This window comes from Rummeliibacillus pycnus, assembly GCF_044359855.1.
In the GTDB taxonomy this organism is placed as follows: domain Bacteria; phylum Bacillota; class Bacilli; order Bacillales_A; family Planococcaceae; genus Rummeliibacillus; species Rummeliibacillus pycnus_A.
In genome coordinates this window covers 769,332-784,005 of the sequence record NZ_CP132291.1, presented here as the reverse complement: position 1 = coordinate 784,005, position 14,674 = coordinate 769,332, and the positions used below count along the sequence as shown (strand labels likewise).

The window sequence follows — 14,674 nt, the reverse complement described above, 5'->3', positions numbered from 1 at the left end:
TCCTACGGGAAAAGCTTGAGCTGAAAGCCCCGCAGGAAGAAATTCTTTTGTTAAAAAGAATTTCTTGCGACGAAGCTAGCGAAGCGATGCAGGAGCACATCTTTTAAGGAACAAAGCCTAAGAGCGCCACGTCCTGTGGCAACGGCTTCGTGACCAACATCGTGTTGGCCTGAGGAGATTGAAGCCAAGCCCGTGGAAAGCGCCGTCTGCAGCGGAACATCCAAATCTGAATATGGACAGCTAATGTATTGAATTGTTCGAATATAAAAATCGAAAATGGATATATGAAATTGGTTCAATAAATTTCAAAAAAATAAAAATCAAATTCATCATCCAAATATATACATAAGAATATATGTTCGTGTTATAATTTATTAAAGTTACTAAATTAGGGGGACCATATGATATTAAAAAATATAAACATGATCGAGCGTATGAAGCATTATAGTGTACCAGGTTTAAGTATTACCTTAATTGATAATGGTGAAATCAGTGTTACAGAAAATTACGGTTTGCTAGAGGTGGGAAGCGATAAAAAAGTTAACAGAAATTCTATTTTCAGTGCTTGTTCAATCAGCAAATTCCTAACAGGAATGCTCGTTATGAAGTTAACAGAACAAGGACTTCTTGATTTAGATGAGGATGTAAACAAAAAACTTGTATCCTGGAAAGTTCCTGATAATGATTTAACTAAAAATAAAAGAGTTACATTACGAAACTTGCTTAGTCATCAATCTGGAATCGTAGATCCAGAAGATAGTTTTGCTGAGCTTAATTCGAATATAGGGATACCTTCAATGGTTAAACTATTAGAGGGGAAAACCACTTATTGTAAAGAACCAATTGATGTGAAGTATGAGCCTGAGATTGAATTCCACTATTCAGATGCTGGCTTTTGTATTATCCAACAATTAATAGAAGATGTGACAGAAAAACCTTATCAGCAAATAATGAACGAACTAATATTTAAACCCTTAAAAATGGAAAAAAGCATATTCTGCACGGAAATATCAGTAACAAATAGAGAAGAATTTTCTTGTGGTCATAACAAGAACGGTGAATTAGTAAATGGAGGATATCCTATGTACCCTTACCCAGCAGCTTCTGGACTATGGACAACTACTTCAGAACTAGCCCAATTGGTCTTTGAATTAATGAATGCTTTAAAAGGGGAAAGTAAGGTTGGAATTTCTGCAAGTATCGCAAAAGAAATGATTACTTCACAGTTAGGAAAGAACGGGATCGGACTAGGCGTATTTTTAAGTGGTTCAGCAAAAGAACTTGAAATTACATCACTTGGTTGGGGAGTAGGTTTTCAATGTATGATGGTGGCGTTTCCGTATTTAGAGAAAGGTGCGGTCATCATGACGAATGCAGAATTGGGTGTTCATCAAATGGAAGGGATTATAGGAGAAATTTATAATTCTCTTATGTCATAAGAAATGATATTTTTTTACTAATGGGAGTGAGAAAGTTGCAGATAGCATTAGCTGAAATACCCCATACACCTCAAGTCTTGTCTTTCTTTAAACATAATTTAGATCGTAATAACATTGGGGTTTATTCTGAAGAGTTTTTATGCCCTCTAGGAATTAAAGCAGCTATAAGAAGAAAACAAATGATAGTGGCGATAGTGGATGGTCAAGTAGTAGGAGCTTTTCGATTTTACAGAAAAAAAACATCAAAAACCATCTCACTATATCAATTTGCTATAAGCGAGAATTATCGTCGGCAGGGGTTGTTAACGAAGATGTTAAAAACTATAAATGACTTACCAATCCTTGCGTTATGCCCGATTGAATCAGAATTCAATGAATACTTCTACAAGTCAGGTTGGCAACTTCAAGAACAAAATGCACAGTTTAATGAATGGGTTTTTAATTGTTAATTTCAACGTTAGTTCAATTATAAGAACTTTACTATATAAATCCTGCATCTATATTCTGAATTTTCGAAACTGAAGTTAAATCTAAAATGTTTACTTGAAAGAAAGGTGGAATTGATATGAAACAAGCATTAATTTTTGATATGGATGGTACATTATTTCAAACAAATTCAATTTTAGAACCAGCATTAATAGGAACATTTGATGTACTAAGAAAAAATAATCTATGGTATGAGGATACACCAATCGATACGTATCGAGAAATAATGGGTGTACCTTTACAAGTAGTTTGGAAAACATTATGTCCAAGTCATTCATTAGAGATTCGCGAAAAGAGTAACTCGATATTTCAAGAGAAATTAGTTGAATTAATAAAAAATAAAAGAGGCTCTTTGTATCCAGATGTGGAATCTGTATTGGAAAAACTAGGTTCGGATCATGAATTATACATAGCAAGTAATGGACAAATAGAGTATCTTAAGGCGATTGTAGATACATATTCCTTAGAGCGATTTATAAAAAAGGTATATAGCATCCAATCGATTCCTTCAGGACAAAAATCGGATTTAGTTAAGATGATAATCAGTGAAAATAAAATTACTACAGGAGCTGTTATTGGGGATCGATTATCAGATATCATGGCAGCAAAAGAAAATGGTTTAACAGCAATAGGTGTCAATTTTGACTTTGCGCAGATGGAAGAATTAAAGCAAGCTGATAAAGTCATAGATCATTTTATCGAATTGTTATGAATATAGATCGTAAAGAAAGATAAAGCTTTTGAAAAAATTGATCATTTAATATAAAGATTGATCATTTTAATGAAGGTATGAAATTTTATAATAAAGTTTGATAAAAATCACCTCTTTATTTTTTCTTATAGGTGATTTTTTTTATTGGATATTTATGATGAAATCGGTAAAAAATTATGAAGAAATGTACTTAAACTTACAGGGCAGATTGCTTAAGAAGCATCTAATGAACCTACACTTACAATAAATAAAAAGAAATCATTTTGAAAAAAAGTTTGATCAAAATGATTTCCCAAATACTTCTACATCTGAATCCACCGTATTAAACAACCTTCCTAACCCTGATTAATGAATTACATTTTGATTTTTGTAATTTACTCGATTGATTTCAGATGCATACATATCCGCAACAATTTGTGCACCAGCACTGTTCAGGTGTATTCCATCTAACGTGAGATGAAGACCGCGATTTTTTGATAAAGAATCAATTCTTGAAGACTTCTTATAAAAGAGAACATCCTTCATAACTCTTAATACTTTTGTATTGATGTAATCTGAACTGTTTACTTTTGAAAGGTGGTCTGTAAATACGGATTGGAGATCTACAAAACTGACATCTGTATGTTTATGAGTGATGGATTGAATAATATCATTCAAATCTTTAATTTCCCTATTGGATGCATTTTGCGTATTTTCACCAACTAATGCGGGTGTAACTACTACTACCTCTTTCGGAACTATTCAATAATTAATCATACACCACAAAAAAGCATGCAAATTCAAAGGCTTACAAGTCTGTATTAAGAAGGATTAATTAATTACTATATCGAATTAGAGATAAAATAATAAAGAGATTCATAAATTTAGAGTTCAAAGATGTTTTATAGAAAATAACGGAAAGTTTATTGATCTGATAAAGGGTCAGTTTAATTGAACAAGGGAATGGTTGTATTGGAATGTTTTGTGATGAGATTAAACTGGAGGGAATAGAAAATGGATGTAAAGACACTTTTGTTACAACAATGGGCAAGCTGCTTAGATGAAGAAGACTGGTTTCCGCCACTTGAAAAAGTGCTAGAGTGTATTACTTTTGAACAGGCAATTTGGAAACCAGTTGAGGGGGCAATGAATTCCATTTGGGAATTAGTTTGTCATTTACTTTTCTATAAAAAGAGACTTCTGATGCGATTTCTTGGTGATACAGCGAATGAACCCCAGGCAGAAGATAATGAATCTACATTTCGATTACCAACTGAGACATTTCAAAATTGGGTGGAAACAAAACAAGAATACTTTTATGTTCATCGTGAACTTGAAAAAATACTAGCAAAATCAGAACATGAAGATTTGTATAGACAGATCCGTGGAGAAAGAACATTAGTGCTTGAAATGAAGAGTTTAGCATTGCACGATGCATATCATATTGGGCAAATTGTATCCCTAAGTAAAATGCAAGGAGCTTGGGGAGGGAAATGAAGCTTTTAAAAAAACTTCATTTGCTTCACAGTTCTTCCATTATAGGGGGCTTTAATGGAAGAAGAGCGGGACCGTCCAAATATATCATTATGCAGGGTGAACCGTATCATAAGTAAATGAGGTTATAATATATCCTTTTAAGGACTAGTGGAACTTAACTGCTAGTCTTTTTTAATCGCGGTTAATCCAATTTTGTTTTTTTCGAATAAAAAAACAATGTCCCCAAACAATCGGCAGAGTTTCCCTCAAAGAAATCTCACTTTGAACATAAGGGTACATTGATGATTAAATTATATTTTAATTAATCTAATTAAAGAAGCTCACTTACTAGCATGTAGTCTATTAAAATTATCACTATAAAAGTTAAAGCATTACAGAAACAATCGGGCCATTTAATGGAGTAACACTTAAAAAGGTAATTGGTATACAGAGAAGATTGTGAAGAAATGTACTTAAGCTAACGGCGCAGGATAGCTTAACAAAGGGTAATCAAATTTTGAAACTTATTCATAAATTTTCCGTATTACTAGTATTTAGTAATGCAGGAAAGGAGGAAGAAGGGTGAAGCTTTGGTGGGGTGCAAATGTTTTTTGGTTAGTAATTTTTTCTTTACTTGCTATCATTATCGGAACAAGACAAGTAGATGGAGCAGGGATTGTACAAACTCCTGAAATAAGAATTATTACATTTATTATTTTAGGTGTTGTTTTTATGTTTATACTTATAGTACAACTAATTTGGTTTTATTTTGTTCGTAAAAGAATACGACTGTCATAGACACCTTTTTACTCTAATGAAAAACAGAGTTAATACTCAATAGTTTGTGAATAAATGTACTAAACTATTGGGTGCGTTAGTTGAAGAAGAATTAAGTGATATTATGAGTGAAGTTAGATTTTAGTTATTCAATTAAAGGACGCGTTAGTTTAATAATAAATATCAATTTGCAAAGAATAAGAAATAAATAAAAAGCACCTAGAGGTGAATTATGATGGTTAAGCAATACTTTGCCCTATTAGGATTTGTATTTCTTGTTCTTATTCCTACGCAAATTGTAAAATCTGAAGTTAATTCAGAAGTAGAAGGTATGTATGTCACAACAGAGGATATTATTTCAGACATTATATTCCCAATTATTGATAAAAGAGTAATCAAAGAGTATGGAGGTGATAATCTTTTTTACTGGCAATGGAAAAGGATTGTTGGCATTACTTACAATGACAATCATTCCTATGATGTTACGGTAAGAATTGAGATCCCTCCGAAAAACTTTAATGATGATGTTAAAGAAGATTTAGTTAAGGTAAGAATTTTCCTATCCTGTGATAGTGAAAAGATTAATAAGAAGATATGTAATCACAAGTTCAAAATTGAAATATTGGATTACAAACATTTATCTCCATAAGTACTATTCCCATTAACTTAACTTTAGCAAAATAACTAAAGTATTTTGCAACATTTATTTTTCAATATTCCACAATCGGGCGCGTGTAGTAGTTCTCATTATAGTTTTTCCACTTAAAAATGAACTAGTTTCACCATTAATTGGACTTGCAGATGTCTAATTCGATTCTAAGCGCTTCAATCTCTTCATAGTGAGTATCATAAAACTTATGTGTATCACTGTAGTAAATCATTTCTGAAACGATTCCAGATATACAGCCATGCTCAAAAGCGCAAAAAAAAGCTATGGAAATGGGCAGTATGTATGGTTTTGATTCGCCTTCAGCTAATCCAGATAATTATGATGCATACGGAAAATGGATTGGTAAAAGATAAAAAGGAGGGTTATTCCCTTCTAAAGATTTGTAACAACAAAAATTATTTTAAAGGAGAACTGTTATGTTTACTATTGGTGAAAGAGTAATGGTATCAAGGGATAATGATAATGAAAAATATGATTCATTCCGAAACAAAGTATTGGTAGTAACTCATATTGCTACTAATAAACAGGAACATAAGGGCTATGATGGAAATTTAGAAGCGCCTTTATACGATCTTGAATTGGAAAATGGTGAAGCTATTAATTGCTCGTTATATGAATATGAATTGGAATATGCCGATTAAAAATGATTAAAAATGGAGGGGTTTTCCCTCCTAAATAACAAATAGGGCTGAACTTTTTACATAAAAGCAAGGAGGAAACAAAATGGAAAAACGGTGAACAGGGTAAAATCACGATTAAAGTCTTTACCAAAGACGTAGACGTTGTAAATTGAAAAATGTTATATCATCAAAACTATACCCCTTTGCTTTTTAATTTATTCGTAATCTCATTTCTTCCATTTTCAGAAACTCTTTTTCTAAATCCGAAAGGGCTTCATCTGTTTCTCCTCTTTCTATAGCTGGGACCTCTTTTGTATTTAAATTCTCTCTAATTTTAAAGCGCAAACTTTTTACCGATCTTCCCTTCTTTATTTCCACAAAAGAAATAAAAACATCGTTGGAGTGGAATAAAGTTTGTTCAAAAGGATGCTGCAAACATAGATTTTTACTATAAAAGAACCCCCACGCATTTTGAAAAGATTGATCAAAATGCGTGGGGATCAGTTCGGGCTGATTTTACTTTTTATAAAAAAGTTTGATATTTCGTAATGTTGTTGCTCCATAATCGCGCCCGCTTGATGTATCATTATTCTTTATACAATGTGTAACATTATAATAAGTTATTTTAAAGCTGAACTAATTTTTGTATTAGTTTAGCTTTTATTTGTGTTTAAAGATATAACTTATATTCAACAATCGGGCCATTTAATTGAATAACGCCTTTTGATAAAATTAATGAATTTATGTTAAAATTTAGGTTAAATTATAAACTGATGTACATAAACTAATGACGCAATTTAGTGGAGGAGGGATTATATGTATGAGTGAAATATCTTTTAATGAGTTAGAGAAGAAAGTGAAGAAGATTAAAATTGAAGGTTTTGTTATTTATAAAGGAAATACACGGATCTTTGAATATTTAAAGAATAAAAAAGTCGTAGAAAAACCGACAAAGGTTTATTCCATTACAAAGAGTATTGTGTCTATATTAATTGGAATTATGGTCGATAAAGGGCTAATAAAAAACATTCATGAACCTATTTATAACTACTTTCCGGAAATATTAGAGTTCAATGACCCAATGAAGGAGGAAATCACATTATTTCATTTGCTGACTATGACTTCGGGGTTACAAGTAGGAAAATTCCAAAGTTCAAAAAACTGGGTTAAATTCATACTAGAACAACCAGTTATACATAGACCAGGTTCAACCTTTGAATATAATAGTGGAAACTCTCATTTACTAAGCGCGATCATCCAAAAAGTTTCTGGAGGTTCTACCGCCTCATTTGCTGAAGAATTTCTATTCCATCCATTAGGGATAAAAAAATACATATGGGTAAAGGACCCGCAAGGAATTCACGAGGGTGGCTTTAGTATTTCATTAAATTTAGAGGACATGGTGAAGTTTGGATTTTTATTACTAAACGAAGGACAATTTAAATCAAATCAAGTGGTTTCATCTAACTGGATCCACGAGGCAAAAAAACCATATAAACAATTTGAAGCAGAAGAAGATAGAACAGCTGGATATGGTTATCAGCTATGGACTTGTGAAATTACTAATAGTAACATCAAAATTGAATATTACTATGCGAATGGCTTATACGGACAATATATATTTATTGTTCCGAAGTTAAATATTATGGCTGTGGCAAAAAGCTATCTACAAGATGACCAGTCCTCTGCGCCGAAACTCTTTTTCGAAGAACTTTTGCGTAGTTGGAAGGATGAATGAGACATTTAAACAAATGAAAAGGGGTTCTTCTCCTCTTCCGAGATCATAAAAGTATCTTGTAAAAAGGAGAAATCACTATCTTGATATTCAACAATCGGGCCATTTTGCTGAACAAGGATTAGAAATCACAGGGGAAAAAGAGTTAGCATTGGTGAATATTTTATGTACCCGATTTTGAGAATTATGGAAATGATATTTGGAAAGTTTCAGGACATGTGTGGAAGTAGCTTGTCTTAGGAGAGGAGATAAAAAAATGATTGAATTACGAAAGATAACCGGGGATAACATAGATGAAGTAATAGCACTTGAAGTTGGAGAAAACCAGAAAGACTTTATAGAAACTACTAACCTCAGAAGTTTTGCAGACGCTCATATGTTGAACGCAGACGGGATACCAGCGACTCCCATTGCCATTTATGCCGATGGAGTTGCTGTTGGATTCTTGATGTATATTTATGATACGTTGGATCATGAATCATTTGAAAATGAAGTTTTTTACGGGAAGAAGAGTTATTTTATTTGGCATATTATGATTGGAAAGGGTTACCAGGGGAAGGGATATGGCAAACTTGCTTTTGAAAAAATGTTGATGGATATTGAAACTACTCCAGATGGAGAAGCAGAATATGTAGCCCTCTTTTATCGAACAAGTAATGACATTGCTAAAACACTATACGCTTCATTTGGTTTCGTAGATACAGGAATCATTCAGGATAATTCGATGTTGGCGATTAAAAATCTAGATGGGAAAATAACAGAATCCTTAGTAGAATAGGATCTCTCGTAAAGAAATGTAAGCTATCAACGTCTCGACCCATAATAAACACAAATAAACAGAAGAAAAAAACGATTTTGTTAACTCTGTCTTAGCAAAAATATAATATTTATACCGCAATCGGGCACTAGTCTTGAAAAAAGAATTGTGCCTTCTTTAGCTAAAGGGTCAAAGTATGGGGTATACTACACAAAAAAATAATATTAATGGTAAAATAAAGTTTGATTTATTAGAATATTTGATTAAATAGATAGAGCAGAGCAGTTTAATCAATATTTTTATAGAAGTCATTTAATATAGGTGAGTAAAAAGAACATTTTATTAAAGAAAATATCAGAAAAAGAATTTACAATTTATTCCGAAGATGAGGAACGGATTTGAAATAGCGGGAATCAATATGCTCAAAACTATTAACTAATATTTAGTGAACTAGAGAGGGCATTAGTTGAATCACAATCTTCCAATCGGAGGCCATTCACGAACAAGACTTAGCGCCCTTAGTATATATGGACCTATGATTGCAGTATAAGCTTATAAAACCAATTCGTAAGGAGTGGCTGCAGATGAGTGATGAAAAAGATAAAATATACCCCGACTGCCCAACTATTGTTAGAACGGTCGAGGTTGGCGGCCATACAAAATCGCAACTTCTTCAGAAATTGCAACAAAACTCTATTTTGATGAACAAGTTTGGAGAGAGGCTAATCACTGATGAAAAATTTAACACCACAAATAAGATATACAGTGTGAGGACTGTTGAGCTCAAAGTTCGCAATCTTGGATTTCCGGAAGGAGCTACTATACCCCAGGTTTATAAAAAAGCGAACCAGGTTGGCTTGAAATTATGTCCGCTTGAGTTAGGTCCATACTTAAGATTGAAGTACCTGGATCAACCGGAGGGGTATTTAGGGAAGCCTTCTTGGCGACATCGATCTCCGTATGGCGCCGTTAAAATAGCATCGGAGATACTATCCGAAGACGTCGACTTCCCGAAAGGCTTCTATCTAAGAAAAATTGAGGGTGTGCTGTGGTTGCGCGGATATATCGCCGATGATCTCCACGTTTTGGATCCAGATGATCACATTATCTTTTGTCAAAACTAAACTTCGAAGTAAAAAGTTTTTTCAATCAATAGGCGCAGCTGTTGGAAAAATGGTATCGGAGGGATTTTATTGAATGATAAAAGAGTTGGAATAGTATTCTCCTTTATATTTGGTAGTTTAACCCTTTTAACTGTATTGATATTATTGATTTTTTCGCTTTTTGGCGAAGAAATAATAGAGTTTCTTAAAAATGGATTTTCTGAACACTACTAGTCTATATCTCGTTTAATGAATACGATAAATTTATGTGATTATTAAATAAAATTTATTTTTAAGCTAACGGGGTACTTTAGTGAAAGTAGAATTAAGTGATTTTCTTTATTTAATTATTGGGCGCAATTCTGCAGTAAGAATTATGCTCTTTCTTTATGTTAATGGCAATTGAATTGAGGAAGTGAGTGGAGTGAGAAAGGCTGTTGAATGTTATTAAAACAGGGGCTAAAAATAAAACACCCCTCTAAAAAGAGGAGTGTCCCATCAATCTCACGAAGCATCCGCACCTTCGAACTGACTATTATAAAGCGAAGCATAGAAACCATCAGCTTTTAATAACTCTTTATGATTACCTTGTTCTACAATATCCCCATCTTTCATGACAAGGATTAAATCTGCATCACGTATTGTTGATAATCTATGAGCGATAATAAAGCTTGTTCTACCTTCCATAAGGTTTTTCATCGCTTTTTGAATCAGCACTTCTGTACGAGTGTCAATGGAGCTTGTTGCTTCATCGAGTATTAATATTTTCGGATCCGCTAGTAGGGCGCGGGCAATTGTTAGTAGTTGCTTCTGCCCTTGGGATACGTTGCTTGCTTCTTCGTTTAGTTCCATTTGATATTTATTTGGTAATGTTTTTACGAAGTTGTGAACGTGAGCTGCTTTCGCTGCTTCAATTACTTCTTCGTCTGTAGCATCCAGTCTACCGTAACGTATATTTTCCATGATGGAACCGTTAAATAGCCAAGTGTCTTGAAGTACCATACCAAACATGTTGCGCAGGTCTTCTCGCGTGAAGTCTTTTATATCGTGACCGTCGATACATATTGCACCGCTGTTTACGTCATAGAAACGCATTAATAGTTTTACGATCGTTGTTTTACCAGCTCCGGTTGGTCCGACTATCGCTACTTTTTGTCCAGGCTTAATGTTAGCTGAGAAATTATTGATGATGATCTTATCTGGATTGTATCCAAATTGAACATCTTTGAAGGTAACTTCTCCTTGAACTTTTTGCAGCTTCACTGGATATTCTGATTCTGGCACTTCCTCTTCTTCATCCAAAAATTCGAAGACTCTTTCAGCAGCAGCTGCAGTGGATTGAAGTACGTTTGCGATTTGCGCTACTTGAGCGATTGGTTGCGTAAAGCTTCTAACATATTGCACAAAGGCTAAAATGTCTCCAACTGCGATGGTTCTCTTAACAGCAAGCCATCCGCCTAAAATAGACACAGCGACATAACCAATATTACCGATAAATGTCATAATGGGCATCATCATTCCAGATAAAAATTGAGATTTCCATGCGGAGTGGTAAAGGGTATCATTTAACTCTTCGAATTTTTTTACTTCTTCTTCTTCTTTGTTAAAAGCTTTTACGATATTGTGACCACTATAAATTTCTTCGACCTGTCCGTTTACGTGTCCTAAATATTCTTGCTGAGATTTGAAGTATTTTTGTGATCTCTTTACGACTCCCATGATAAGAATCATGGATACTGGCAATATTAATAGCGCAACTAATGTCATTTGCCAGCTGATTGATAACATCATAATAAGTACACCGATGATTGTAATAACGGATGTGATGATTTGCGACATACTTTGGTTTAAAGTTTGACTCACCGTATCTACGTCATTCGTAATTCTTGATAATACTTCTCCGTGCGTTGTTTTATCAAAGTACTTAAGCGGCATCCGGTTAATTTTTTCATCGATTTCTTTTCTGAAGTTATAAGATACTTTTTGGGCTACTCCAGAAATAATGTACCCCTGGATAATACCAAATGCAGCGCTCAGTATATATAATCCAAGGAGTAAAATGACAATGTTTCCGATATAGGTAAAGTCAATGGCCGCACCTGCTGCTCCTGATACTTTGCTTACAAGTCCTTCGAAAAGTTTTGTTGTCGCTTTTCCTAAAATTTTTGGACCAACAATTGTAAAGGCTGCACTACCGATTGCGAAAAGGATAACGACTAAGATTGATAATTTATAGGGCTTCAAGTATTGAAGGAGTTTATTCATCGTTCCTTTGAAGTTTTTTGCCTTCTCAATCTTTCTCATGCCACCGCCCATATGACCACCGCCACCAGGACCAGGGCCGCTTTGTCTTCTATTTTCTATTTTTCTATCACTCATGATGACAACTCCTCTCTTGAAAGTTGTGATATAGCAATTTGCTTATAAACTTCACAGTTTTCCATAAGCTCTTCATGAGTACCAGTTCCAACTATTTTTCCTTCGTCAAGTACAATGATCTTATCGGCATTCATGATTGTACTGATTCTTTGGGCGATAAGTAAAAGAGTACTTCCTGCAATCTCATTGTTTAAAGCTTTGCGAAGTAGCGCGTCTGTTTTAAAGTCAAGGGCTGAGAAACTATCATCGAATATGAAGATTTCCGATTTTTTCGTAAGAGCACGCGCAATAGAAAGTCTTTGTTTTTGACCACCGGAAACGTTCGTACCACCTTGAGATATTTCTGTACGGAAGCTTTCAGGTTTCGCCTTAATAAACTCCATAGCTTGCGCGATTTCTGCCGCTTTTGCTAATTCTTCTTCAGTTGCTTCTTTCTTACCGTATTTCAAATTACTTTCGATTGTACCGGAGAATAGAACTCCTTTTTGCGGTACATAACCAATTTTCTCTCTTAATTCCTTCTGAGATACCTCTCTAATATCCGTGCCATCTATTAATATTTGGCCGCTTGTAACATCGTAAAAGCGTGGAATTAAGTTGATTAATGTTGATTTACCACTACCTGTACTTCCAATGAAAGCAGTCGTTTCACCAGGTTTTGCAGTAAAGGTGATATTGGAAAGCACATCTTCTTCTGCACCTGGATATCTAAAGCTAACATTTTTAAATTCAACGTAACCTTTCTTGTCTGAAGCAAATGTTTTCGGCTCTTTTACATCACTAATGGAAACGTCAGTATCTAGAACTTCTGCGATTCTTTGTGCGGAAACTGAAGCACGTGGAACCATAATAGATACCATTGAAATCATTAAGAAGGCCATAATGATTTGCATTGTATATTGCATAAATGCCATCAAATCACCAACTTGCATATGTCCCATATCCACTTGGTGTGATCCAACCCAAATAATCAGTACAGTAACGGCATTCATGATAAACATCATCATTGGCATCATAAATGACATTAAACGGCTTACAACTAAATTTGTTTTTGTTAAATTTTGATTTCCTTTTTCAAATTTCTTTTCTTCATGTTTTTGATTATTAAAAGCACGAATAACGAGCATACCTGTTAAAGATTCACGAGTGATTAAGTTAATTTTATCTACTAACTTTTGGATACTCTTAAACTTAGGAATCGCGATGCTAAATAAACCAATAACTAAGCTTAAAATCGCGATTACCGCAACTGCGATAATCCATCCCATTGAAACGTCTGTAGTAAGTACTTTAATAATGCCACCGATACCTAAAATTGGTGCATAGAATACAATGCGAAGCATCATAACCATAAGTGTTTGCACTTGCTGGATATCATTTGTACTTCTTGTGATTAGGGATGCAGTGGAAAACTTATCAAACTCCGCATTCGAGAAGCTTGTAACTTTCCGGAATACTTTCTTTCTAAGATCTCGGCCGAGACCTGCAGCTACTTTTGCAGCAAGCAAACTTACAATAACGGTAGCTGCCATACTTACTAAGGATAGAAGCAGCATTTTCCCGCCGGAAGTAAGAATATAATTGGATTGAAGCTTATCTGTATTGATGCCAATCTTTTTATACTCATTCTCAATGAATGAAACGGCTGACTGTGTTACCATGCTGCCTGGCATATTCTTAAACTTTTCATCTGCTTTTTCTTTCATTGCATCGATTTGATTTTGAGGCAGTTTCGCAATTACTGCAAAAGGATCTGTATTCGGCGGAAGCTTCGCTGGTGCTTTGTTATCACCTGGAGTAGCAGTAGGGAAAGCAGATGAGCCACCTTTTTCAATTCCTTGTGTAATTAACATTGGTTTCCCGAAGATATTGTTAAGTTCGTTAATTATATTTTTATCTTCGGTATGTAGCTTATAAAGTGGTTCTTTATCAAGCTGCGGATAATCTTTTAAGTCATTATTTAGTTCACTTTGAGAGAGGTTGTTCTTATCTAAAAGCACATAGTTGTCAGCTACTTTTTTCTTCTCTTTTTCATTCATAAAGAGTGTAAGTTTATCCAGTTCACTTTTACGAATAACCTCAGGTACTGCATTTTCTACACCTTTTTGTTGAATCCCTACATTGACAATGTTAGACATATAGTCTGGCAGTGATAAATCGCATACTGCCTGCACAGTTAAAAGACATACAACTGCAATGATGGAAGCAACAAATGGTTTTAAATGTTTAATTATCTTTAACAATTAATTCATCTCTCCATATTCCTTGTCTAATTTTTTAGTTTTTACTCCGTTTCTCTCCTTTATTATTCGTATTCTAAGTAATTCATTCCTGCAGCTCTTAACGTATTTTCGACCACAGATTAATTTTTTTGACTAAATAGGGTACCGCCAGCGAATCGGAAATTAACCACCCTTAGGATTTTTGAGTCGTTTTAGCACTAATTTAAATTGTGTTGTATGCGAAAATAGATTTTTTAAGTAAATTGTGTTACATTAACGACTATTTTCATTATTGTTCTTAGGTTCTAACGCAATACAA

The 14,674-nt window shown here is 34.1% G+C and carries 13 protein-coding genes; 10 read left to right on the top strand and 3 right to left on the bottom strand.

The genetic code is table 11. The features are described 5' to 3' along the window. The first annotated feature begins 401 nt into the window (after positions 1-401). From Q8X41_RS03805 to Q8X41_RS03795, 3 genes are all read left to right on the top strand, one after another. Complete coding sequence (locus Q8X41_RS03805; protein WP_397538932.1) at positions 402-1,439, top strand: serine hydrolase domain-containing protein; 1,038 nt, start codon at positions 402-404, stop codon at positions 1,437-1,439. A 35-nt stretch (positions 1,440-1,474) separates the two neighbouring features. After that, entirely contained in the window at positions 1,475-1,888 is a 414-nt protein-coding gene (locus Q8X41_RS03800; protein WP_397538931.1) for a GNAT family N-acetyltransferase, read from the top strand. A gap of 116 nt (positions 1,889-2,004) precedes the next feature. Continuing rightward, positions 2,005-2,637, top strand: a complete 633-nt coding sequence (locus tag Q8X41_RS03795; protein ID WP_397538930.1) for an HAD hydrolase-like protein — start codon at positions 2,005-2,007, stop codon at positions 2,635-2,637. A gap of 345 nt (positions 2,638-2,982) precedes the next feature. Here Q8X41_RS03795 and Q8X41_RS03790 read toward each other — a convergent pair whose 3' ends face one another. Then, a complete protein-coding gene (locus Q8X41_RS03790) occupies positions 2,983-3,294 on the bottom strand; it encodes a hypothetical protein (protein WP_397538929.1) in 312 nt (103 codons plus the stop codon). Positions 3,295-3,630: 336 nt separating this feature from the next. On the opposite strand from Q8X41_RS03790, the gene Q8X41_RS03785 reads away from it, so the two are divergent. The 7 genes from Q8X41_RS03785 (at position 3,631) to Q8X41_RS03755 (ending at position 9,775) form a co-directional block, all read left to right on the top strand. Continuing rightward, complete coding sequence (locus Q8X41_RS03785; RefSeq protein WP_397538928.1) at positions 3,631-4,113, top strand: DinB family protein; 483 nt, start codon at positions 3,631-3,633, stop codon at positions 4,111-4,113. A 561-nt stretch (positions 4,114-4,674) separates the two neighbouring features. After that, a complete protein-coding gene (locus Q8X41_RS03780) occupies positions 4,675-4,890 on the top strand; it encodes a DUF3923 family protein (protein ID WP_397538927.1) in 216 nt (71 codons plus the stop codon). Between the two features lie 211 nt (positions 4,891-5,101). Next, entirely contained in the window at positions 5,102-5,518 is a 417-nt protein-coding gene (locus tag Q8X41_RS03775; RefSeq protein ID WP_397538926.1) for a hypothetical protein, read from the top strand. Between the two features lie 437 nt (positions 5,519-5,955). After that, positions 5,956-6,180 (top strand): hypothetical protein, encoded by a 225-nt coding sequence (locus Q8X41_RS03770; RefSeq protein WP_102691684.1) that lies wholly within the window; start codon positions 5,956-5,958, stop codon positions 6,178-6,180. A gap of 799 nt (positions 6,181-6,979) precedes the next feature. After that, positions 6,980-7,897, top strand: a complete 918-nt coding sequence (locus Q8X41_RS03765; RefSeq protein ID WP_397538925.1) for a serine hydrolase domain-containing protein — start codon at positions 6,980-6,982, stop codon at positions 7,895-7,897. A gap of 253 nt (positions 7,898-8,150) precedes the next feature. Next, positions 8,151-8,672, top strand: a complete 522-nt coding sequence (locus Q8X41_RS03760) for a GNAT family N-acetyltransferase (RefSeq protein WP_397538924.1) — start codon at positions 8,151-8,153, stop codon at positions 8,670-8,672. Between the two features lie 563 nt (positions 8,673-9,235). Beyond that, positions 9,236-9,775, top strand: coding sequence for a helicase (locus Q8X41_RS03755; protein ID WP_397538923.1), 540 nt, complete (start codon positions 9,236-9,238; stop codon positions 9,773-9,775). Between the two features lie 483 nt (positions 9,776-10,258). Here Q8X41_RS03755 and Q8X41_RS03750 read toward each other — a convergent pair whose 3' ends face one another. After that, positions 10,259-12,133, bottom strand: coding sequence for an ABC transporter ATP-binding protein (locus Q8X41_RS03750; RefSeq protein ID WP_397538922.1), 1,875 nt, complete (start codon positions 12,131-12,133; stop codon positions 10,259-10,261). Then, positions 12,130-14,376, bottom strand: coding sequence for an ABC transporter ATP-binding protein (locus Q8X41_RS03745; RefSeq protein WP_397538921.1), 2,247 nt, complete (start codon positions 14,374-14,376; stop codon positions 12,130-12,132). Before Q8X41_RS03745 ends, Q8X41_RS03750 begins: the two co-directional genes overlap by 4 nt. Positions 14,377-14,674: the final 298 nt, after the last annotated feature.